We start from the raw sequence: 21,955 nt of genomic DNA, 5'->3' as shown, positions 1-21,955 counted from the left end.
TTTTGAACTCAGTCATACCGGCTTTAAACACAGGCAATTTTAATTCACTTGGTCTGCTTACCCCAGCTTTTTTTGATAAATCTGCAACCAAAGCAAAGGCATAGATCATCTCTATGCTTGTGCCATGGTGTTTAACAAAGCAAAGGTAAAACAGAGTCTACAGTGGTTCAGTTAAATGTTGTTAAGCCACTGATTAATTTCAGTGTCTTTGGCAGAAAAAAAACGATGAAGTTCAACAAAATCTGCATTTTAGCTGGAGACAGAGCTTATCCTTTGCAGGATAAGCTCTGATTTGTGATTAAAAACTCAGGCTAAGACCCAGAGAAACTGAGCGTGGCAATGCGGGTTCAAAAGCACGACCGTTGGCCTGATTGACGACAACTGCTCCGACATAGTTTTTATTGGTCAGATTATCCAGACCTAGCCAATAGCGCAGTTGCACAGCAGACAAGGTGGATTCTCCCATCAGTTTCAGGTGATACACAGTTGAAGAGGGAGCAAACAGCAGATTTTGATCAGTGGTTGCTACTTTACTGCGATACAGAGTGTCCAACTGAAGCATCCATTCTGAACTTTGCAATGGCATCCAGCTGATTTGCCACTGAGCCTGTTGCTTAGCGACACCTGGCAGTAACTTACCGTCCAGATCGCCCTGTACAAAACTGGCATTGAGTTGAGTCAAAGTCCATTGATGTTGCCATGAAGCAGAAGCAAACCATAAGGCCGATAATTCGACCCCGGTACGTTTTGTCTCGCTGGCATTGCGGTAGCTGGTGCGACCGCCAAGCGACTGATCCACCACTAACTCATCTTCACTTTCAACTAAAAACACAGCCACACTGGAACGCCAGTTATTCTGCTGCCACTTATTCCCCAGTTCCCATTGCTGATTAGTGCTGGCTTTGAGGTCAAGATTCAGACCGTCGCTATTACTCTGGTAGGCCATTTCAGTAAAGGTCGGGGTTTCAAAACCACGGCCTGCACTGATATACCAGGATAAATGCTCAGTCTGGGCAAAATTAAGGGCTAAAGCTGCAGAGGTTTTGCCAAAAGAAGTGGAACCGCTGTCATCCGGGTTTTGTGCTGTGATATAAAAATCTGTCACATCAAAATCCAGTTCAGAGTGTCGTACTCCGCCGCTTAATTGCCAGGCAGAGCTTAAATCCAAGACAAAACGGCTATACAAATCAGCTGACTGTACTTCGCCTTCTTCATCGCGGCGTAAATCCCCTTGTATGCCCTGATTATTGACATAACCCCGGCGTTCGTCTGTGCTTTGTTCCAAAGCGCCGCCGATACTGAAACGAAGCTGCTCCAATTGCCAGCTGTACGACGCATCCAGTCCCTGATAAGGCCTGCTCAAATCAACCACACCACCAGCAGAGGTTGGGGCTATGCCATCAAAACCTAAGTATTGACCCACATCACGTTGACCAGACCAGGCTGCCAGACGCCAGCTTTTCTGATCCAGTTGTTGCGACAGGTTCAGGCTCCATTGCTGTTGTTTGGTAAATTTACGGGTATCAAAAGTCAGCGCATTGGCCGCAGTCTGGCGAGGATTGTCCTGCCATTCTTGAGCAGTTAAGCCCAACGGGTCCTGTAACAGTGGATCATAAGACCAATCGTAGCGCAGCTGTAGTTTAAGCTCATTGTCAAAACTGCTTTGCCATAACCACTGCGCCTGTTGTTTTTTTGCATTGCTGTGGGGGCGTGAGCTTTGTAACTCTGCATTCTTCAGGCTCAGGGACGTCGCATGATTGCCCTGCACCAAAGCGCCCGATAGCAGCTGCTGGCGGGCAAACTGGTTATGGCTGAGTTGCACTGATGCAGAATTCTCTGTTGGCCAGCGGCTTTGTAGCGCGACTACACCTCCAGCTGCATTGCCGTACAAGACTGCAAGCGGGCCTGTGAGCACTTCAACGGATGCTAGTTGATCCAACAACACTGAACTGAATTGGCCTTGACCATCCGGGCTGGACAGAGGAATGCCGTCCTGTAACAGGCGAATGCCCCGAATGCCAAAACTGCTACGGCTACCAAAACCTCTGGCACTTAACCGGCTGTCCTGTGCATAGTTGGCTCTGCTGTCGGCCTGAATGCCTGGAATATGTTGCAATAAAGCGGCAGCATCTATCTGCAGAGATGGGCTGTTAAAGTCTTTGCGAAAACTGCTGGCAGCGCTGCTCAGCCAGGGCGATTGTTGTGCCTGAGCAGTGATCACTATTATTTCGTTCGGGATTTCATCGGGAATTTTATTTTCTTCTGCGCTTAGGGCGACAGAAAAAAAACTGAGCGCTAAAGCGCTCAGTTTAAAAGGTAAATAATTCATTTAGAGGAGGTTCTCATCACTGTGGTGATAAACGTAATAACTTACCGTCATTTTCATCTGTCAGCAGATAGACTGCGCCATCAGGTCCTGCCTGTACGTCACGTATCCGCGAACCGATACGAATACGTTCTTCGTGGCTGACTTTATCGCCGGTCAGTTCTAAACGAACCAATTGGCCAAATTTAAGTGAACCAACCAACAGGTTATTTTGCCAGCCATTAATTTGAGTGCCGGTGTAAAAGCTCATACCACTTGGGGCTATAGATGGCACCCAGTAATGCAATGGTTGTTCTAAACCTGCTTTGGTTTTGTTGCCTATTACACCACCGCCATATTCCTCACCATAGGTGATCACAGGCCAGCCGTAGTTTTTACCAGCAGTAGCGATATTAATTTCATCGCCACCCTGAGGACCATGTTCATGAGTCCATAACAGGCCTGTTTGTGGGTGAATTGCAGCACCTTGAATATTACGATGACCATAAGACCAGACATCGGCTTTGGCATCAGCCTGGGTTGCAAAAGGATTACCAGCAGCGGCTGAGCCATCTTTGTTTACTTTGACTACTTTACCAAAGTGACCTGACAATTTTTGAGCATCATCACGACGTGAGCCCCGATCACCCAAAGTGATAAATAATTCACCGGCAGGGGTAAATACCAGACGGCCACCGTAATGGTGGTTGCTGTTGATTGCTTCAGCCTGACGGAAAATAACCTTCACTTCTTTTAATGTCTGGCCATCCAGTATTGCGCTTGCCACAGCTGTTGCATTGACATCGCCATCGCGAGGTTCACTGTAGCTGATGTAAATAGTCTTATTTTTGGCAAAATCCGGGTCCAGTACCAGGCCTAATAAACCACCTTGACCTTTAGCGTGAACAGCTGGAACACCTTGAATAGGCTCACTTTTTTCGCCGGTTTTGCTAATGTAGCGCAAAGTGCCTGTGCGCTCTGTAACCAGGAAGGAACCGTCAGGCAAAAACTGCATAGCCCATGGGTGACTGAGTCCGGAGGATAGCGTTTGCATGTCCAGAGTGGCTTTTTCAGTTTTTAAAGATTCGGCCAACAGAGGTTGAGCGGTCAGACTAAGGCCCACAATCAGGCTGAGTAGAGACAGTTTATGCATACAACAGATCCTTTTTTAAACAAATTAAGAAATTGAGCATAATGGATACCGAAAAAAAGTACCGAAAATGCGGCTGTTATCCGGATGGACGGGATTAACGGAGTTAAGCCTGACTTTTCAGGTAAGCTAACACCACATCATGGTGATTGCTTGTTTTGAAGTCATCAAAGACTTTGCTGACTGTACCATCCTGTTCCACTAAAAAACTAATACGATGAATACCGTCGTAAATCTTGCCCATAAATTTCTTTTCACCCCAAACCCCAAAGGCTTCAGCTGCTGTGTGATCTTCATCACCCAACAAGGTAAAATTTAGCTGCTCTTTTTGTTCAAATTTAGCCAGACGGGCAGGGGCGTCGATGCTGATCCCCACAACCTGAACCTTGTATTGTGCAAGCTGTGTTTTGCTGTCACGTAAACCACAGGCCTGGACTGTGCAACCTGGTGTCATGGCTTTAGGATAAAAGTACACCAACACACGGCTTTGTTTTAACAAAGTGCTGAGTTGTACTATCTGACCTTTTTGGTCTGGCAAACTAAAATCCGGTGCTTGTTGTCCTGCTGTTAATCTGTTCATGAGGTTTCACTTTTCCTTTAATTAAAGCTGGGCTTCAAAACGCCCTGTCAGTTGAAGCTGGTCAAGTAATGCAAACAGGTCCTGCTTAATCAGCTCAACTTGTGCACCTTGTGGCAGCTGTACCGTCATAGTGCAATGGTTTAAAAGCTGTTGAGTCTCAGCCTGGGTTAAAGTTTCGGTGCGCAGTGCACCTATATAAATCTGGTGATTGGCAAGCAAAGTGGCGATGGCGCCCAACGTGCCTACTTTATCTTTCCCTGTGTATTCCAGCACATAATGTGCACTGACCGCTGCGGTTGGCTGAGCTGATGTACGTTTGGTCATGGTAAGCAGATCAAGTTCAAAACCTAATCCAGGCAATAAATGTTCAATACGGCTGATGGCCACTGCATCACCGGATAACAACATAATAAAAGTGAATTCATTACCAAAAATAGCCATACGACTATCGACTATATTGCAGTTACAGTCTGTAACCAGGCGGGCAAGACGGCTGACCAGCCCTGTTCTGTCTGCACCTATTGCAGTGACGACCAATTGTTGTGGCATGCTAAGTTGATGTCTCTGAATGAAAAACGGCTGCGAAGTTTAGCATATTTAGCGTAAATTTCACCTGTGTGACAGTCCCTTGCTTGTGTTTGTTGTCGTGCGTCATTACCATAGGCAGCCTGAAAATTATGGAGCCTTTAGCATGTTTAGCGGAAGTATTGTTGCTTTGATCACCCCTATGGATCCTGATGGTGCTGTGGACTATGACAGCCTGAAGCGGCTGGTAGACTTCCATCTGAACAATCAGACCGACGCTTTGGTGATTATGGGCACCACTGGCGAATCCGTTACTTTAAGTTTTTCCGAACAATTAACAGTGCTCAAGGCGGTTTTGGCTCAAGTCGATGGTCGCATTCCTGTGATTGCTGGCAATGGCTCGAACTCAACTGCTGATGCGGTGGAGAAGACAAAAATCTTATCCGCATTACCAGTAGCAGGTTTTTTAACAGTGACGCCTTATTACAACAAACCTATGCAAAAAGGCATGTTGGCGCATTATCAGGCCGTTGCTGCATCCACAGACAAGCCTGTTATTTTATATAACGTGCCCGGCCGTACTGGGGTGGATTTGTTGCCGGAAACTGTGGCTGAACTGGCGAAAACCCCGAACATTGTTGGTATTAAAGAAGCTACTGGCTCTATGCAACGTCTGGCTCAATTGCAGGCTTTGTGTCCGGCAGATTTTTTATTATTCAGCGGCGACGATGCCAGTTGCTGCGAATTTATGTTAAAAGGTGGTCATGGCGTCATTTCGGTGACCAGCAATATAGCGCCAGCTTTAATGGCCCAGATGTCAAAAGCAGCGATAGAAAAAAATACAGAATTGGCTCAGCAGATCGATCATAAGCTTCAAGGCTTACATCATCAGTTGTTTATTGAAGCCAATCCTATTCCGAGTAAGTGGGCGCTGCTGAAGATGGGGTTAATTGCTGATGACATGGCAAGATTACCTTTAACCCGATTGGAACCAATTCATCAAAGCGTAATCGAACAAGCGCTGAAACAAGCCCAGATTAATGTGTAGGAGTTTTATAGTGCAGTATTGGATCCCGGCAAGCTTAGTTGCCTCTTTGTTTATATCTGGTTGTTCTTTGTTCCCTGAAGATGTCGCTGAGCAAGCTCCAGAGACAAAACCAGTGGCTGAGTTAAAAGTACCAGCCGGATTGGTTGCAGCGAAAAAACCTGCACAGTTCGATATTCCTGCTGCTCCAAACGCCCCCGTGACGGAAGTGGAACTGAAATCACCTATGCAGGTGCTTGCACTTGCGACCAATAGTAGGGTAGAGGAAGAAGAAAAAGAAGCCCGGATTTGGTTTGAACGCTCGGAGTTTACCGGCGAGTTATTACCTTATTTGAGAAAGAATGTGCAGGATTTTGGTGCTGAGAAACAAATCGAAATCACACAGAAAGATCAGGACGCTTTAGTCTTTGAAACAGGTTGGGTCAGCCGTTTTGAAGAAGAAGGTTTTTGGCTGTGGAAAGATATGGTTGAAAAAGAACAAAGCCGTTTTCTGGTAGTTCTTGAACCTAAAAGTCACGGTCGTTCTGTAGGCCTTCGGGTACAGTTGCTGGAGCATCGCTTTATTGACAATGACACTAAGTTGTCTGCGATAGCGCAAAAACGTGAAGAAGTGTACTTCCTCAATCGTTTGGTGGATAAAGTTGCGACTGTAGAACTGGCACAGATCAGACAGAAGAAAGCTCAATCCCGTCAGATCACCCTGACTACAGGATTTGATGCTGAAGGTAACGCTGCTATGTTGACAGGTCAGCCTATTGATTCTGCTTGGTCACAATTAGAACTGATGTTTGAACAGAACGGTTTTTTGGTGAACGATCTGGACAGAACCAATTACACTTTCTTCCTGACTTATCAGCAGCCTGAAGCTGGTTTCTGGGACTCCTTGTGGGGCAGTCAAGAAACTATAGCCGTGCCTTTAACACCAGGTGACTATCAGTTAGTGTTGTCAAAAAGCCAGGTTGGAACCAGTCTGAGCTGGCGTGACAGTTCAGGAAAAGCATTTACAGCAGACCAAATCACGGCTTTGCATCAGACTCTGGTGCAAATTATTAGAAAAGATAATATAGATCTGTAATAGCTCCGGACAGGCAAAAGGCGATGCCACTGACGCCTGTTTTGTTTACTCCAGGTCACAGTGCAGAAAAAGTGACAGATGCGTTTGAGATTGAAGCTTGAAACAGAGTCCAAAAAACCACCCGCGGGTGGTTTTTTTATGTACATGGAAGGGCGGTATATCGCAACTGTCGGCAACAGTGTTGCGATTATTACTGCCTTCTTTAACTCTACAGCAAGCAAATAAAGCTGACCTGCCCAAGCCCCATGCAGGAAGAATAAAATAACGCTATGATTAGGCTCAATTTAATCACTTTCATAAGCAAATAAAGGACAGCAAATGCTTGATGTGCAGGATTACCTGAAAATTTTTATCGGCATCATTGCTATCTTAAATCCTTTGGGTGCTTTGCCGATGTATTTGTCTTTAACTGCGGATAACAGTGAGCAGGACAAAAAACAGGTAGCGATGACAGCAGCCAAAGCTGCTACTGTGATTTTATTGGTCACGTTGTTTTTCGGTGAGTTTATCCTTGGTTTTTTTGGTATCTCAGTGAATTCGTTTCGGGTGGGTGGCGGTATTTTAATACTGCTGATGGCGATTTCGATGCTGAACGCTCAGACCAGCGGAGCCAAAAGCACCGAAGCAGAGCGACTGGAAGCAGCACAAAAGTCTTCTATTGCGGTGGTGCCGCTGGCGATGCCTATGCTGGCAGGTCCGGGTGCTATCAGCTCTGTTATTTTGTATGCCAACAGAGCTGACGGCTGGCTTCATTACCTGATAATTTCAGTAGAAATAATAGTTGTTGGTATTCTGTTGGCGATCCTGATGCGCTTATCAGGTAAAATAGCGCGCAGATTAGGGCAAACCGGGATGAATATTATCACCCGGGTGATGGGGCTTATTTTGGCGGCCATCTCCATTGAGTTTATCAGTCTTGGCTTAAAGGGTATTTTCCCTGTTTTAGCTGGTTAAGAGTATTAGCAGGTTAAGGGTAAAAGATGAGATTACTTAGTGCTGTGTTATGTTTTATATCGTGCCTGAATGTTGCGCACGCAAAACAATTAACTGATTTGTATCAGGCTGTAGTGCCAGCAGGTCAAAGCCAAAGTGCCTGGCAACAACAGGCTCTGGCGCAGGTCTTGGTGAAAGTGACAGTCAATCCTCAAGTGATTGAACAGGCTTCTATCAAAGCCGAGCTGAAAAATGCCGGTAACTATATTAAAACCTTTGCTGCTGTCAGCTCAGAGCAAGGCCCTGCATTAAAAGTAGGGCTGGACGAGCGAAAAGTACAGCAGTTGTTAAGTCAGCACCAGATAGCGATTTGGGGCAGCCGACGTCCTGCCATAGTACTCTGGGCTGTGGAGCAAACCTCTGAAAGCCGGATATTTATGCAAGGCGCAGCTCATCCGGTACTGGCTCATTTACAGCAACAGGCGTCAGCCATTGGTTTGCCATTGGATCTACCCACAGCAAGCGACACTTATGTGCCTCCTTTATCTCAAGACGAAGTCTGGGCTGGTAATTGGTTGCTGATTGAGCAAGCTAGTTTGCCATTTAGTGCCGATCAAACACTGATCTTGTTGTTTGACCAGCCTTCCGCAGCCCAATACCGATTAACCTGGCAAGGTTATGAAGCAGGCCAATTGGTCAGTAATGAGTTACTGGCAAGCTCACAGCAGGAATTAGCCAGTCAGTTTTTAACCGATTTAACGGCGCAACTTGCTGGCAAATTTGCTGTTCAACTGGGCAGCCAACAGGGCCAGACTGAGCTGGAACTGGATATCGAAGGCCTCACTAATTTCGTGGATCAGGTCAAGGTCCAACAGCTACTGAGCGCTATGTTGTCGGTAAAACAAGTCACAGTGCAGGAGCGTAAAGCCGATTTACTAAAGTTTAAAGTACAACTGGCGGCAGACCGCAGTGCCTTTATTAACTCTTTATCGCTGGAACGTCGTTTCCAATCGCTGCAAACCCAGGCTGAGCAAACAACCCCAATTGAAACAACAGATGCAGCGGATGAGCTGTTTTCTGAAATGGCGGCGGAAATGGCGACAGAAGTTGCAGAACCGCAGCAAGACGCTCTGCCTGCTGTATTACGTTACAGGTATGTTCCGAACTAATGATTCCAATGCAATACACTCTGGCCGTGACTCTGCCGGAAGACGAAACCCTTGATACCTTCTATGGGGCTGAAACCAGCCCTGTAGTGGGTTATATCAAACATTTTCTAACCACTCCTTTTGAACACCGTCTGCCTGTGTATTTATTCGGTGCCAGTGGCAGCGGTAAATCCCACTTGTTATACGCGGCTTGCGTCCAAGCACAAGAGCTGGGATTAACCAGCCAGCTGTTGAGTCTGGAAGATTTTAAGGCCTGGAGTCCACGGATTTTGGATCAGTTGGAAGAGCTGGATCTGGTGTGTCTGGATAATATTCAGGCCATAGCAGGGGATCTTAGCTGGCAAGTGGCGGTGTTTGATTTATACAATCGCATGACAGAGCAGGGTAAAGCACTGATTATTGTCGCCGATCAAGCGCCAACCGAACTGGGTATTACCTTGCCGGATTTGGTCTCGCGTCTGCAGGCCTGTACCAGTTTTCAGCTGCGCTTGTTAGGCGATGAAGATAAACAAAAACTGCTGCAACAAAAAGCCCGTTTACGTGGCATGGAGCTGCCGGATGAAGTAGCGCGGTTTTTACTGAACCGCCAGCAACGTGATATTCGTGAACTGGTGCAAATTCTCGATTTACTGGATAAAGCCTCGATAGTGCATCAGCGTAAGCTGACCATTCCTTTTGTCAAAGATATGCTGAGCTTATCTCACTGATTTTTCGTCCTTTGAACTAAAAAAAGCCTTATTTTACGCAAGCTCTGAGCGTAAATCTGGTGTATTATTGCCACCTTTTTATACGACTTATCTACCCGAAGTTATCGATGCTGTAGCCGACAAAGCTGCCGCTTCAGGTAGCAAGGGGATTAACGCTGGTCTGAGGATAGCGATGAACTTAACCGCCATTTTAGAAGATGCCTTACAGGCAGTCGCTGTAGCGAACGATATCAACGCACTGGAAGACGTGCGCGTGGCCTTTATGGGTAAAAAAGGCAGCATCACTGAGTTGCTGAAATCTTTAGGTGCCATGGATCCGGAAACCCGCAAAACTGCCGGTCAACAGATCAATGACTTAAAACAGCAAGTGCAGGACGCGTTAAACTCTAAACGTGATCAGATGCAACAGGCTGAACTGGCACAAAAACTGTCAAAAGAGCAGATTGATGTGACGTTGCCAGGCCGTGCTTTAGAAGCCGGTGGTCTGCACCCTGTGACCCGCACTATTCGCCGTATTGAAAGCTTTTTTGGTGAATTGGGTTTTGAAGTCAAACATGGCCCGGAAATAGAAGATGATTTCCATAACTTTGATGCACTGAATATTCCAACGCATCACCCGGCCCGTGCCGATCACGACACCTTTTATTTTAATCCTAAGTTGATGCTGCGCACTCAGACCTCTGGTGTGCAAATTCGTACTATGGAAACAGAACAGCCACCGCTGCGGATCATCTCCCCAGGCCGTGTATACCGTAATGACTACGATCAAACCCACACGCCGATGTTCCATCAGGTGGAAGGGTTGATGGTGGATAAAAACGTCAGCTTTACTGAACTCAAAGGTATTTTGCACGACTTCCTGAATAACTATTTTGAAGAAGACTTGCAAATCCGTTTCCGTCCGTCCTTTTTCCCTTTTACTGAACCTTCAGCTGAAGTGGACGTGATGGGCAAAAATGGCAAATGGCTGGAAGTATTAGGCTGCGGTATGGTGCATCCAAATGTATTACGTTCTGTTGGCATCGACCCTGAAGTGTACAGCGGTTTTGCTTTTGGTATGGGCGTTGAGCGTCTGACCATGTTGCGTTATGGCGTAACAGACCTTCGTTCATTCTTCGAAAACGATCTGCGTTTTCTAAAGCAATTCAGATAAGCGGGAGCAGATAATGAAATTCAGTGAATCCTGGTTACGTGAGTGGGTCAACCCGCAGTTATCGACCAATGAGTTAGCAGAACAAATTTCGATGGCCGGTCTGGAAGTAGACGGTGTTGAGCCGGTTGCAGGTGAGTTTAGCGGTGTCGTCGTGGGCCATGTGGTTGAATGTGGTCGTCATCCTGAAGCCGACAAATTACAAGTCACCAAAGTGGATATTGGCACTGGTGAATTATTAGATATCGTTTGTGGTGCAGCCAACTGCCGTCAGGGCTTAAAAGTTGTGGTTGCCACAGTAGGCGCTGTATTGCCTGGCGATTTTAAAATTAAAGCCGCTAAATTACGTGGTCAACCATCGAACGGTATGCTGTGTTCTTTATCTGAGCTTGGCATGGCTGAAAGTTCAGAAGGCATTATTGAACTGCCTGCAGACGCACCTTTGGGTCAGAATATTCGCCAGTACCTGACGTTAGACGACAATGCCATTGAAGTGGATTTAACGCCAAACCGTGCGGATTGTTTAGGCTTAAAAGGTTTAGCCCGTGAAGTCGGTGTGCTGAATAATCTGGATGTGTGCCAGCCTGAGATTGCTGCTGTTGCTGCAACAATCAGCGACGTGAAAGCTATTCAGTTGTCTGCTCCACAAGCTTGTCCACGTTATTTAGGCCGTGTGATTCGTAACATCAACACAGCTGCTGTCACACCACTTTGGATGGTGGAAAAATTACGCCGCTCTGGTATCCGTTCTATTGATGCTGTGGTGGATGTGACCAACTTCGTATTGCTGGAGCTGGGTCATCCAATGCACGCTTTTGATTTAGCAAAAATCGAAGGTGATATCGATGTGCGTATGGCCAAAGATGGTGAAAAACTGGTGCTTTTAGACAGCAACGAAGTCACGTTAAAAGCCAATACGCTGGTGATTGCGGATAGCCAAAAAGCCTTAGCAATGGCAGGTATTTTTGGTGGCCTGCACAGTGGTGTAACCAAAGACAGCAACGACATTTTCCTTGAGAGCGCATTCTTCTCTCCGGTTGAAATGGCAGGTATTGCACGTCAATACGGTTTGCACACTGATGCTTCACACCGCTATGAGCGTGGTGTTGACCCAGAATTGCAACGCACTGCGATGGAAAGAGCAACAGCATTGCTGTTAGCTATTGTAGGTGGCGAAGCAGGCCCTGTGGTTGAAGCTGTATCTGAACAGCATGTGCCAAAAGCAGCCCAAATTGCGTTAACCCGCACTAAGCTGGATCGTATTTTAGGCATTTCTATTGTAACCGAGACAGTGACTGAAATTTTCCAGCGTTTAGGTATGCAGGTTCAGGTATCAGGTGACGAGTGGCAAGTCACAGTACCAAGCTACCGTTTTGATATCTCTATTCCTGAAGATTTAATCGAAGAAGTGGCTCGGGTCTATGGCTACAACAATATTCCTAATGTAGCGCCACAAGCTGCGCTTGCGATGAGCAAACATCAGGAAAGCCGTATTTCTGTGCACAGCTTACGTGATTTGCTAGTGGCCCGTGGTTATCAGGAAGCTATTACTTATAGTTTTGTTGACCCTAAAGTGCAGGAAACTTTGTTTCCTGGTAAGACAGCTTTAGTTCTGCCAAACCCAATTTCTGTCGATATGTCAGCAATGCGATTAAACCTGTGGCCTGGTTTATTGCAAGCAGTGCAGTACAATCAGAATCGTCAGCAGACCCGTATTCGTTTATTCGAATATGGCCTGAAATTTATCCCGGATGCCAATGCTGAAGGCGGTGTACGTCAGGTGCCAGTTTTAGGTGGTGTGATTGTTGGCAGTTATGGCAACGAACATTGGACCATAGCTGAGCGCGCCGTTGATTTTTATGATATTAAAGGTGATGTGGAAGCGCTGTTAAGCTGCACTTCAGCTACAGAGTGTTTTACTTTCGCTACAGGTCAACACAGCGCCTTACATCCGGGTCAAACGGCTCAGTTAAACCGGGATGGCAAAGCTGTAGGTATACTTGGCGCCTTGCATCCGGAAGCGGAACGTAAATTGGGTATTAAAGGCAAAGCCTTTTTATTTGAAGTAGAGCTGGAAGCATTTGGTGATAAACACATTGTTTTAGCTCAGGAAACTTCAAAATACCCCGCAAACCGTCGCGATTTAGCTATTGTTGTGAAATCTGATGTGCGTTTTTCAGATATCCTTGCTACTATTAGAAAAGTTGGCGGAAATCAATTAGTTGACCTAAAATTGTTTGACGTCTACACAGGGCAGGGTGTCGCTGAGGGCTATAAGTCATTAGCAATAGCTTTAACCTTGCAGGACAAGGCGCGAACGCTTGAAGATAAAGATATCCAACAGGTTATCTCTTCTGTGGTCGAGGTGCTGAGCAAAGAGTTCAACGCAACGTTGAGGGATTAAGAATGGCGCTTACCAAAGCCGATTTAGCAGAACGTTTATTTACCAAGTTTGGCATCAGCAAGCGCGATGCAAAATTAATAGTCGAATCTTTTTTTGAAGAGATCCGCATTGCTTTGGAAGCAGGCGACCAGGTAAAACTGTCAGGTTTTGGTAATTTTGACCTGCGAGTGAAAAACCAAAGGCCAGGCCGCAACCCAAAAACAGGTGAAGATATTCCAATCTCTGCCCGTTGTGTGGTGACCTTCAGACCAGGCCAGAAGTTAAAAAGCAGAGTCGAAGTAGGCACCGCCAAAAAGTAATGTCTTATTCTGTCGTTAAAAAAGGAGTGTACCTTGCGGGCACTCCTTTTTTCATTGTACAAACTTCCGCTTCCCCCATGTTTAGTCTAACCAGAGTGGTCAGAGCAACAATTCTGTCCTACGGCCACTCTTCATCCATTTCCTCGTGCGATCACTACAGAGTTCTGCACAAAAAATCACAAGTTTTAATAAATTCAATAAATTGTAAAAAATTTATAATAAATATATAACTTTAATATAAAGAATAAACTTCATGCCTTGCTAAGTTTGGAGCCGCAGGATGCAACTTCACATCATGGACTTCAAAATTCTTACAAGGTACACATATGAAAAATAGAAACAAAGTACTGTTACTGGGAACTGCTGGTTGTTTTGCATTATCTTTAACTTCAGTGGCTGTTGCTGCTGCGGTTGATGCAGAGCCAGAATTTGTCACTGCTGCCAGTGTTGCTTTAATTGACCCAAGTGACGACAGTACCACCCGTTATATCGTCAAATATAAAGATGGCACCACAGGCACATTGCAAAATGGCGCTCAGTCAGCCCCTGCTTTTTCAGTGCAAAGAGCGGAAACCTTTGCGCGTAAGTACAAAGGCAAAGTGATCCGGCACTTAAGTTCAGTCAAATCCAGCGTGCTGGAATTAAATCCACGCCAGTTAAAGGCTATGGTGTCCGACCCAGAAGTGCAGTACATCGAAGTGGACCAAAAACGTTATCTGTTTGATTTGATCACGCCAATGGCGCAAAGCACGCCTTATGGTATTCCAATGGTTCAGGCCAATCAGGTCAGTGATAACAATGCGGCTAACACTCCGGTTTGTGTTATTGACACAGGTTATCGTTTAAATCATGTCGATTTACCGAGTTCAGGCGTGACAGGTTTTGCTTTCTCTGGTCATGGCAATTGGTCCACTGATGGTAACGGTCACGGTACCCATGTAGCGGGCACCATGGTGGCGCTGAATAACAATGATGGTGTAGTGGGGGTGTTACCTTCAGGCCAGGCTGGTGTTCACATCGTCAAAATATTTAACGACTCTGGCAACTGGACTTTTGCTTCTGATTTGATTGATGGCATTCAGTCTTGCCAGGATGCAGGCGCTAAAGTGGTGAATATGAGTTTAGGTGGCGGCAGTTCCAGCCAGACTGAACAAACTGCCATGACGAATTTCTACAATGATGGCATGTTGCTGATTGCCGCTGCGGGTAACGCCGGTAATACCAGTTTGTCTTATCCTGCCTCTTATAACGCTGTAGTGTCGGTGGCGGCTGTGGATTCAAACCGCAATCTGGCCAGTTTCTCCCAGCGTAACGCTCAGGTGGAATTAGCAGGTCCTGGGGTCGCAGTGAATTCAACCTGGAACAATGGTGGCTACAACAGCATCAGCGGTACCTCTATGGCCTCCCCGCATGTTGCTGGTGTGGCTGCTTTAGTCTGGAGTAACCATCCACAATGTACAGCTCCACAAATCCGCAGTGCTTTACAAGTAACAGCACAAGACAGAGGCACCGCAGGTCGCGATAACTCATTTGGTTTTGGTATAGTTCAGGCTAAAGCGGCAGTGGATTATCTGACAGCCAATGGTTGTAGCGGCGGTGGTGGTGGTAATCCTCCGCCAACAGGTGGCGAAACTTTCCCTAATCTTTCTGCCACCACTGGCAACTGGTTAAGGGGTTCTTACGTGATCCCAGCTGGCGTCAGCACCTTAACCTTCACTATTTCTGGGGGTACTGGTGATGCCGACTTGTATGTGCGCTACAACAGTCAGCCTACAACAAGTCAATACAATTGCCGTCCTTACTTAAATGGCAATGCTGAGCAGTGCACTATCACTAATCCGCAAGCTGGTACCTGGCATGTGGGAGTGAGAGCGTATACGACTTTTAGTGGTGTAACTCTGAGCTACTCTTACTAAAAGCTATTTGGTCTTGAACAAAAAGCTGCGGTTTATTCCGCAGCTTTTTTACATTTTGCTGTCCTTGCAAAATGCCTGTTCAGGCCATCGTCGCTGCGCTCTGATGTTAACAATCGCTCCCGGCGATTGTTTTACATTTTGCTGTCCTTGCAAAATGCCTGTTCAGGCCATCGTCGCTGCGCTCTGATGTTAACAATCGCTCCCGGCGATTGTTTTACATTTTGCTGTCCCTGCAAAATGCCTGTTCAGGCCATCGTCGCTGCGCTCTGATGTTAACAATCGCTCCCGGCGATTGTTTTACATTTTGCTGTCCTCGCAAAATGCCTGTTCAGGCCATCGTCGCTGCGCTCCTATGTTAACAATCGCTCCCGGCGATTGTTTCTGACAAAAATAGCTATATTTGACTTTCAAAAATTTTCTCTTGCAGTGATCCAATGAACCTGCTGATCTGTAAACAATTCTAGTCATCTCCGTGGTTTTTTCTGTGAGTTCTTATTATGAGTATCCAAATCGGTGTCAGTGCTTGTGTGCTTGGGCAAAAAGTACGTTTTGATGCCGGACATAAAGCGTCAGAGTTCTGCAACAGCACCCTTGCTCCTTTTGTGTCTTATGTTCCGGTCTGTCCTGAGCAGGCCATAGGTTTAGGTGTGCCTCGTCCCGCTATTCGTTTGCAGTTAAATGCTGATCAGCAAGTGAGATTGGTGAATAGCAAAGACAGCAGCATTGATCATACTGACACTATGCTTCAGTTTACCCAAAAGCTTTTGCCAGAGCTCAAACAGCTGTCCGGTTATATTGTCTGTGCCAAGTCACCCAGCTGCGGTATGGAGCGCGTGCGTTTAAATGATCAAAATGGCCACCAGTTGGGTAAGGTCGGAGTAGGTGTTTTTACACAACAACTGATGAATAGCTATCCCTGGTTGCCTGTGGAAGAAGATGGCCGTTTGCTCGATAGCAATTTACGGGAGAACTTTGTTACCCGTATCTTCGCCTGTCACGACTATCAGCAAATGCTGCAATCGGGTTTTACTGTCGGCAAGTTGGTGGCTTTTCATAGTCGTTACAAGTTTTTAGTGATGGCGCATAGCCCAACAGCGTACCGCGAATTAGGTCGCTTAGTGGCTCAGGCGAAACTCTTTGCTCCTGACGAATTGGCACAGCGTTATTTGCTGGATTTAATGCAGGCTTTAAAACAACAAGCCACCCGCAAACAGCAGGCCAATGTGCTGATGCATTTACAGGGCTTTTTTAAGAAAATGCTAAGTAGCAGTGCTAAGCAGGAACTTTTGGCCCTTATTCATAAATACCGTCAGGGGCATCTGCCTTTGTTGGCGCCATTAACCTTATTGCGTCACCATTTGGCGCAGCATCCGCATCAGTATGTGGCGGCGCAGCAGTACTTACAGCCTTTCCCTGATGAATTGGGGTTACGCGCCTGATGAATATGACATTCTCTTTAGATTGGCTGCTTAGTGATCTACAGGCATTTCTTCCTGACGAACTGGGGTTACGCGCCTGATGAGTAACATCGCATTTTCTTTAGTCTGGTTGCGTAATGACTTACGTGTCTATGACAATCAAGCCTTATATGAAGCCTGTCAGTCTGGTTTGCCTGTAGTGGCGCTTTTTGTCGCCACGCCGGATAGCTGGCAGCAGCATGTTATGGCGCCGATGAAACAAGATTTTATTCGCCGTCGTGTATTGCAGTTACAGACTGAATTGGCTGCGCTGAATATCCCATTGTTAGCAATTGAATGCGGTCATTACGATGCGTTACCTGCGCTGATGCAACAATTTATCGACGCTGGGGCAGAGGCTTTATATGGCCATAACGAATACGAATTACGTGAACGGGTTCGTGACAACAAGGTCAGTGCCACTTTTGCTGATGCAGGCAAAGCCTGTTTTTGGTTTGACCGCAAAGCTGTGATGCCGCCGGGATCAATCTTGAGCAAAACCGGTGGTATTTATCAGATTTTTACCCCTTTTAAGAAAACCTGGCTGGCGCGTTTACGTGAAACTGGAGTGCGCTGTTTCCCTAAGCCTAAAGCTATGCCAGAACTGAAGCTGCAATTGCCTGAATGGCCTGTGATGCAACAAGGGGATGGCAGTTCGCTCGCTTATGCGGTGGATGAGCTGCAGGTTCTGGAACAGATGCGGCAATTTTGCCGTGACAAAGCGGCTTTTTATCAAGCAGAGCGGGATTTTCCGGCTTTAGATGGAACTTCGTCTTTGTCGGCTTATCTGGCGATAGGGGTTATTTCAGCGCAGCAGTGTATTAGTCGGCTGCAACTGGAAGCCGCTGCAGAGTGGGACAAGGAAAAATCAGGTGCTGCCGTCTGGTTATCTGAACTGGTATGGCGGGATTTCTATCATCATATTCTGATGGCCTTTCCTGATCTGATTAAACACAAAGCGTTCCAAAAAGATACAGACGGTATTGTTTGGCCTAATAACCTTGCGCTGTTTCAGGCCTGGTGTGAAGGAAAAACCGGCTACCCTATAGTGGACGCCGCTATGCGTCAGTTGAATCAAACTGGCTGGATGCATAACAGACTACGTATGATAGTGGCTAGTTTTTTGGTCAAAGATTTACATATCGACTGGCGCTGGGGTGAGCAGTATTTTATGTCCAAGCTGATTGATGGTGACTTTGCAGCCAATAACGGTGGCTGGCAGTGGGCCGCTTCTACAGGCACAGATGCCGCACCTTATTTCCGCATTTTTAATCCTGTCACTCAAAGTGAACGTTTTGACCCGGATGGCGTATTTATAAAACGTATGTTGCCAGAGCTTGCTGATGTGCCAAAAAAACAAATTCATTGGCCACATCCGTTGCCACTGTGGAGCGACTATGTCAAACCTATAGTGGATCACAGCAAAGCGCGGCTTCGCACCTTAGAGTTGTTTCATACAGTTAAAAAACCGCAGGATATGCCTGATCATGAATGAGCACCAAACAGCAGAACGGCTGGATAATTTTTTGAGTTTTTACAATAACCTGAGCCAGAACAACTTAAATTCACTGGCTGAGTTGTATGCTGGTAATGTTGAGTTTATTGACCCTGTGCATCATATGCTGGGGTTAGAGCAGTTACAGCAGTATTTCTCTCACGCTTATGCGCGTTTAAGCAGCTGTCATTTTATCGCCACCTCAAAAATAGCCAATGAAAGTCAGGGGTGCCTGAGCTGGGTTATGACCTTTACCCACGATGCTATTGGCAATGGCAAAGCGATTTCTGTGCATGGGTGTTCAGTGTTGCATTGGAACAGCGAAGGTAAAATCGCCTACCACAGAGATTATTACGACTTAAATGAAATGGTGCTGGAGCATATTCCGCTGCTGGGCTGGGTCACTAAAAAAATCAAACAAAAAATGGCAAAGGAAGCGTAGATGAAAATTGCAGTAGTAGGCGGTGGTATTTCCGGCATGATCAGCTGGTATTTGTTGCAGCGCCAACATGATGTCACTGTATTTGAAGCGGGGTCTTACCTCGGTGGTCATACCGCAACTGTAGATGTGACTGTTGAAGGGAAAGACTATGCTGTAGACACAGGTTTTATTGTGTTTAATAACTGGACATATCCGCTGTTTAATAAGTTTTTAGCCGAACTGAAGGTGGAATCACAGCCTACCCAAATGAGTTTTTCGGTGAAAAAAGCCGACACAGGTTTGGAATACAATGGCCATACACTGGCCACTTTGTTTGCCCAGCGCCGCAATCTGTTTCGCCCGTCGTTTTGGCGTATGCTGTTGGATATAGTCAAGTTTAATAAGCTGGGTAAGGAGTTGCTGGAGCAAGACCACCCGGATTTGGACTTGTTGATAGATGAGTTTCTGGCTAAACATAACTTAGGCAAAGAGCTACGTAACGACTATTTGTTACCTATGGGCGCAGCCATTTGGTCGTCAGGTTTGGCCGATATGCCGTCTTTTCCATTGCGGTTTTTTCTGCAGTTTTTCAAAAATCATGGTTTACTGAATGTGGCAGACCGACCGCAGTGGTCGGTCATTAAAGGTGGCTCACGAGAATACGTGCGTGCTTTATTAAATACTCTGGACTCAGAGCAGGTAAAACTTAATAGTCCGGTTACGTCTGTCAGCCGTGATGCTGAAGGGGTTACTTTGGAGTTTACCGATGGGCGCAGTGAACGCTTTGATCAGGTGATCTTTGCTTGCCATAGCGACCAGGCGTTGGCGCTGTTAAAAGACCCGACAGAGGCTGAGCGTCAGGTTTTAGGCGGTATTGCATATCAAAAGAACGAAGTGATTCTGCATACAGACCAACGCATTTTACCCAAACGTAAAGCGGCGTGGGCTGCCTGGAATTATCATCTGGCAGATGCAGAATCTAGTCACGCTACACTAAGCTATAACATGAATATTCTGCAGGGTATTGAAGCACCTGTAACTTTTGTGGTGACGCTGAACCATGGTTGGGCTATCGATCAGAGCAAAATTTTGAAGCGTTTTCAGTACGATCATCCGGTGTTTAACCACTGCACTATTGCGGCGCAGCAACGCCGTACTGAAATTAATGGCGTCAATAACAGCTGGTTCTGTGGTGCCTATTGGTACAATGGTTTTCATGAAGATGGCGTACGAAGTGCAGTCGATATAGCCAGAGCCATGGGAGTGGAGTTTTGATCGGTCATGCGTTATTAACGGGTGAGGTAGGGCATAAGCGCTATCTGCCCAAAGTACATGGCTTTGACTATCAGGTGCACTATTTTTGGCTGGATCTGGATGAACTAGACAGCATCCCGGTTAAAGGTTGGTTATGGTCACAAGCACGATTTGCGGCCTGTAGTTATCGCCGCAACGACTATTTGCCTGGAGCCGCAGATTTAACCGAAGCTGTGCGGCAAAAGGTGCGGGATTTAGGTTTTACAGACACTGTAGCTAAAGTCTGCATGATGAGTCCGCTGGCAAACTGGGGCTATTATTTTAGTCCGCTGACCTTGTACTACTGTTTTAATGCTGCAACGCAGCTGGTAGCTTTGTTGGCTGAAGTTAGCAATACGCCCTGGAATGAGCGACATTATTACCTTGTGCCTGTAGAAGACACAGAAAATTCGCATTATCAGCATGATAAGGCTTTTCATGTCTCACCTTTTAATCCAATGGATATGCAATACCACTGGACAGTGATCACTAATTCAGAAAAACTAGAATTAGCGATCACTAATTTTAAAGGTGGGAACAAGGTGTTCGGCGCCTGGTTTCATTTGGTGCTACAGCCTTTTAGTCTAACGGGACTTAAGGACTTATTGATCCGCCGTCCATGGCAAAACGTACAAGTAATGACACGAATTTATTGGCATGCAGTAAAACTGCTAATCAAAGCAGTACCTGTGTATGGCCACCCTAAGTCAAAGGAAACACCAAGATGACGGTTTCGATCACCGAACAATGCCCTTTTCAGAATTTAAGCTGGTTTGATAAAACCTGCCGCAAGCTGGTGCTGACGCATTTAAACCAGTTGCACCATGGTGCTATTTTATTGGTCGAAGGCCAGGAAAAAACCCTGCTGGGTGATGCCAAAGGTGAATTACAATGCACGCTGACTGTGTTAGACCCGGATTTTTATCAGAAGATGATGTTTGCAGGTTCCGTCGGTGCCGGTGAATCTTATACGTTAGGGCAGTGGCGCTGTGACAATTTAACTGTGCTGGTGCAATTGATTGCCCGTAATGCCTCCTTGTTGGATAAATTGGAATCAGCATGGGCACGTTTAAGTAAACCGGCACTGAAATTACTGGACTGGCGCAATCGTAATACCAAAGAGCAATCACGCAAAAATATCTCTGCGCATTACGATTTAGGCAATGCCATGTATCAGCTGTTTCTAGACCCAAGCATGATGTATTCCAGTGCGGTTTATGAGACTGAAAGCTGTACACTGGAGCAAGCTCAGCTGAATAAACTGAAATCTATTTGTGACAAGCTGCAGTTAAAAGAGTCAGATCATCTGATTGAAATTGGCACCGGCTGGGGCAGTATGGCTATTTTTGCCGCCCGTAACTACGGCTGCAAAGTCACCACCACCACCATTTCGCGTGAACAGCATGACTATGCAGCACAACAAATCCGGGAAGCCGGCCTGGAGTCGCAAATCACGTTGTTATTTCAGGATTACCGCGATTTAACAGGTACTTACGACAAACTGGTATCTATTGAGATGATTGAGGCTGTAGGTGATGAGTTTTTAGATCAATACTTTGCTAAATGCTCCAGCTTATTAAAAGAAGATGGTTTGATGGTGTTGCAAGCCATCACCATAGCCGATCAGCGTTACAGTCACTATGTCAAAGAAGTCGACTTTATTAAGCGCTATATTTTCCCTGGCGGTTGTTTGCCGTCCATACAGCGCATGAGCAATGCAGTGGCAAACTACACTGATTTAGTGCTGCGTCAGGTGCAGGATATCGGTCTGGATTACGCCCGTACCTTGCAGGACTGGTGTCATAATTTTATGGCGTCACGTGATAAATTACACCAACTGGGTTATGACGATCAGTTTATCCGGCTCTGGCACTTTTACTTGTGTTACTGCGAAGGTGGCTTTTTGGAAAGAGCCACAAGCGCAGTACATTTAGTCTTCACTAAACCAATGAACAGGAACAAAATCTAACTTTTCGTTGCTTAATAAAGCACGGTCGTTTATAACTTTCTACGGATTAATCTAGTAGAGTC

Annotated in this window: 19 protein-coding genes; 15 read left to right on the top strand and 4 right to left on the bottom strand. The window is 46.2% G+C overall.

All coding sequences use genetic code 11. The features are described from left to right. Positions 1-298: 298 nt before the first annotated feature. The 4 genes from LSG37_RS00350 to LSG37_RS00335 form a co-directional block, all read right to left on the bottom strand. Positions 299-2,329: a TonB-dependent receptor family protein gene (locus tag LSG37_RS00350; RefSeq protein ID WP_233077878.1), complete on the bottom strand. Its 2,031-nt coding sequence runs from the start codon at positions 2,327-2,329 to the stop codon at positions 299-301. A 16-nt stretch (positions 2,330-2,345) separates the two neighbouring features. Next, positions 2,346-3,458 (bottom strand): PQQ-dependent sugar dehydrogenase, encoded by a 1,113-nt coding sequence (locus LSG37_RS00345; RefSeq protein ID WP_233077877.1) that lies wholly within the window; start codon positions 3,456-3,458, stop codon positions 2,346-2,348. A gap of 103 nt (positions 3,459-3,561) precedes the next feature. Further along, positions 3,562-4,035, bottom strand: coding sequence for a thioredoxin-dependent thiol peroxidase (gene bcp / locus LSG37_RS00340; protein WP_233077876.1), 474 nt, complete (start codon positions 4,033-4,035; stop codon positions 3,562-3,564). A 21-nt stretch (positions 4,036-4,056) separates the two neighbouring features. Further along, on the bottom strand, positions 4,057-4,584 hold the full coding sequence (locus tag LSG37_RS00335) for a glycine cleavage system transcriptional repressor (RefSeq protein ID WP_233077875.1): 528 nt from the start codon (positions 4,582-4,584) through the stop codon (positions 4,057-4,059). 142 nt (positions 4,585-4,726) lie between these two features. On the opposite strand from LSG37_RS00335, the gene dapA reads away from it, so the two are divergent. The 15 genes from dapA to LSG37_RS00260 all read left to right on the top strand — a co-directional run bounded on the left by dapA (position 4,727) and on the right by LSG37_RS00260 (position 21,893). Next, the gene (gene dapA / locus LSG37_RS00330) at positions 4,727-5,608 is read left to right on the top strand and encodes a 4-hydroxy-tetrahydrodipicolinate synthase (protein ID WP_233077874.1); all 882 of its coding nucleotides are present in this window, start codon (positions 4,727-4,729) and stop codon (positions 5,606-5,608) included. Between the two features lie 10 nt (positions 5,609-5,618). Continuing rightward, a complete protein-coding gene (gene bamC, locus LSG37_RS00325; RefSeq protein ID WP_233077873.1) occupies positions 5,619-6,680 on the top strand; it encodes an NlpB/DapX family lipoprotein in 1,062 nt (353 codons plus the stop codon). 318 nt (positions 6,681-6,998) lie between these two features. After that, complete coding sequence (locus LSG37_RS00320) at positions 6,999-7,634, top strand: YchE family NAAT transporter (protein WP_233077872.1); 636 nt, start codon at positions 6,999-7,001, stop codon at positions 7,632-7,634. Between the two features lie 26 nt (positions 7,635-7,660). After that, positions 7,661-8,782, top strand: coding sequence for a DUF2066 domain-containing protein (locus tag LSG37_RS00315; protein WP_233077871.1), 1,122 nt, complete (start codon positions 7,661-7,663; stop codon positions 8,780-8,782). Continuing rightward, positions 8,782-9,489: a DnaA regulatory inactivator Hda gene (gene hda, locus LSG37_RS00310; protein ID WP_233077870.1), complete on the top strand. Its 708-nt coding sequence runs from the start codon at positions 8,782-8,784 to the stop codon at positions 9,487-9,489. Before LSG37_RS00315 ends, hda begins: the two co-directional genes overlap by 1 nt. Positions 9,490-9,661: 172 nt before the next feature. Continuing rightward, positions 9,662-10,642, top strand: coding sequence for a phenylalanine--tRNA ligase subunit alpha (gene pheS, locus LSG37_RS00305; protein WP_233078212.1), 981 nt, complete (start codon positions 9,662-9,664; stop codon positions 10,640-10,642). A 13-nt stretch (positions 10,643-10,655) separates the two neighbouring features. Further along, positions 10,656-13,043, top strand: a complete 2,388-nt coding sequence (pheT, locus tag LSG37_RS00300; protein ID WP_233077869.1) for a phenylalanine--tRNA ligase subunit beta — start codon at positions 10,656-10,658, stop codon at positions 13,041-13,043. 2 nt (positions 13,044-13,045) lie between these two features. Then, positions 13,046-13,342, top strand: a complete 297-nt coding sequence (gene ihfA, locus LSG37_RS00295; RefSeq protein ID WP_008898181.1) for an integration host factor subunit alpha — start codon at positions 13,046-13,048, stop codon at positions 13,340-13,342. Positions 13,343-13,668: 326 nt separating this feature from the next. Then, positions 13,669-15,258: a S8 family serine peptidase gene (locus LSG37_RS00290; protein WP_233077868.1), complete on the top strand. Its 1,590-nt coding sequence runs from the start codon at positions 13,669-13,671 to the stop codon at positions 15,256-15,258. Positions 15,259-15,755: 497 nt separating this feature from the next. Next, positions 15,756-16,697, top strand: coding sequence for a YbgA family protein (locus LSG37_RS00285; protein ID WP_233077867.1), 942 nt, complete (start codon positions 15,756-15,758; stop codon positions 16,695-16,697). Positions 16,698-16,776: 79 nt separating this feature from the next. Then, positions 16,777-18,210: a deoxyribodipyrimidine photo-lyase gene (phrB, locus tag LSG37_RS00280; protein WP_233077866.1), complete on the top strand. Its 1,434-nt coding sequence runs from the start codon at positions 16,777-16,779 to the stop codon at positions 18,208-18,210. Further along, positions 18,203-18,652 carry a nuclear transport factor 2 family protein gene (locus LSG37_RS00275; RefSeq protein WP_233077865.1) on the top strand — a complete coding sequence of 150 codons (450 nt, stop codon included), beginning with the start codon at positions 18,203-18,205 and terminating at the stop codon, positions 18,650-18,652. The genes phrB and LSG37_RS00275 overlap by 8 nt, the downstream gene beginning before the upstream one ends. Next, complete coding sequence (locus tag LSG37_RS00270; protein ID WP_233077864.1) at positions 18,653-19,906, top strand: NAD(P)/FAD-dependent oxidoreductase; 1,254 nt, start codon at positions 18,653-18,655, stop codon at positions 19,904-19,906. After that, on the top strand, positions 19,903-20,652 hold the full coding sequence (locus tag LSG37_RS00265; protein ID WP_233077863.1) for a DUF1365 domain-containing protein: 750 nt from the start codon (positions 19,903-19,905) through the stop codon (positions 20,650-20,652). Before LSG37_RS00270 ends, LSG37_RS00265 begins: the two co-directional genes overlap by 4 nt. Then, a complete protein-coding gene (locus LSG37_RS00260) occupies positions 20,649-21,893 on the top strand; it encodes an SAM-dependent methyltransferase (RefSeq protein WP_233077862.1) in 1,245 nt (414 codons plus the stop codon). The genes LSG37_RS00265 and LSG37_RS00260 overlap by 4 nt, the downstream gene beginning before the upstream one ends. Positions 21,894-21,955 lie beyond the last annotated feature (62 nt).

The sequence above is a fragment of the Rheinheimera soli genome (assembly GCF_021290985.1).
GTDB lineage: Bacteria > Pseudomonadota > Gammaproteobacteria > Enterobacterales > Alteromonadaceae > Pararheinheimera > Pararheinheimera soli.
Note: the sequence above shows the minus strand (reverse complement) of the source record. Positions and strands in the feature narration are given on the sequence as shown.

Excerpts from the sequence above, each read along its gene's own strand:
- LSG37_RS00350 (WP_233077878.1), bottom strand. The coding sequence starts at position 2,329 with ATGAATTATTTACCTTTTAAACTGAGCGCTTTAGCGCTCAGTTTTTTT.
- LSG37_RS00285 (WP_233077867.1), top strand. The coding sequence starts at position 15,756 with ATGAGTATCCAAATCGGTGTCAGTGCTTGTGTGCTTGGGCAAAAAGTA.
- dapA (WP_233077874.1), top strand. The coding sequence starts at position 4,727 with ATGTTTAGCGGAAGTATTGTTGCTTTGATCACCCCTATGGATCCTGAT.
- bcp (WP_233077876.1), bottom strand. The coding sequence starts at position 4,035 with ATGAACAGATTAACAGCAGGACAACAAGCACCGGATTTTAGTTTGCCA.
- LSG37_RS00270 (WP_233077864.1), top strand. The coding sequence starts at position 18,653 with ATGAAAATTGCAGTAGTAGGCGGTGGTATTTCCGGCATGATCAGCTGG.
- hda (WP_233077870.1), top strand. The coding sequence starts at position 8,782 with ATGATTCCAATGCAATACACTCTGGCCGTGACTCTGCCGGAAGACGAA.
- LSG37_RS00290 (WP_233077868.1), top strand. The coding sequence starts at position 13,669 with ATGAAAAATAGAAACAAAGTACTGTTACTGGGAACTGCTGGTTGTTTT.
- pheS (WP_233078212.1), top strand. The coding sequence starts at position 9,662 with ATGAACTTAACCGCCATTTTAGAAGATGCCTTACAGGCAGTCGCTGTA.
- pheT (WP_233077869.1), top strand. The coding sequence starts at position 10,656 with ATGAAATTCAGTGAATCCTGGTTACGTGAGTGGGTCAACCCGCAGTTA.
- LSG37_RS00320 (WP_233077872.1), top strand. The coding sequence starts at position 6,999 with ATGCTTGATGTGCAGGATTACCTGAAAATTTTTATCGGCATCATTGCT.
- phrB (WP_233077866.1), top strand. The coding sequence starts at position 16,777 with ATGAGTAACATCGCATTTTCTTTAGTCTGGTTGCGTAATGACTTACGT.
- LSG37_RS00260 (WP_233077862.1), top strand. The coding sequence starts at position 20,649 with ATGACGGTTTCGATCACCGAACAATGCCCTTTTCAGAATTTAAGCTGG.
- LSG37_RS00345 (WP_233077877.1), bottom strand. The coding sequence starts at position 3,458 with ATGCATAAACTGTCTCTACTCAGCCTGATTGTGGGCCTTAGTCTGACC.
- LSG37_RS00335 (WP_233077875.1), bottom strand. The coding sequence starts at position 4,584 with ATGCCACAACAATTGGTCGTCACTGCAATAGGTGCAGACAGAACAGGG.
- ihfA (WP_008898181.1), top strand. The coding sequence starts at position 13,046 with ATGGCGCTTACCAAAGCCGATTTAGCAGAACGTTTATTTACCAAGTTT.
- LSG37_RS00275 (WP_233077865.1), top strand. The coding sequence starts at position 18,203 with ATGAATGAGCACCAAACAGCAGAACGGCTGGATAATTTTTTGAGTTTT.
- LSG37_RS00315 (WP_233077871.1), top strand. The coding sequence starts at position 7,661 with ATGAGATTACTTAGTGCTGTGTTATGTTTTATATCGTGCCTGAATGTT.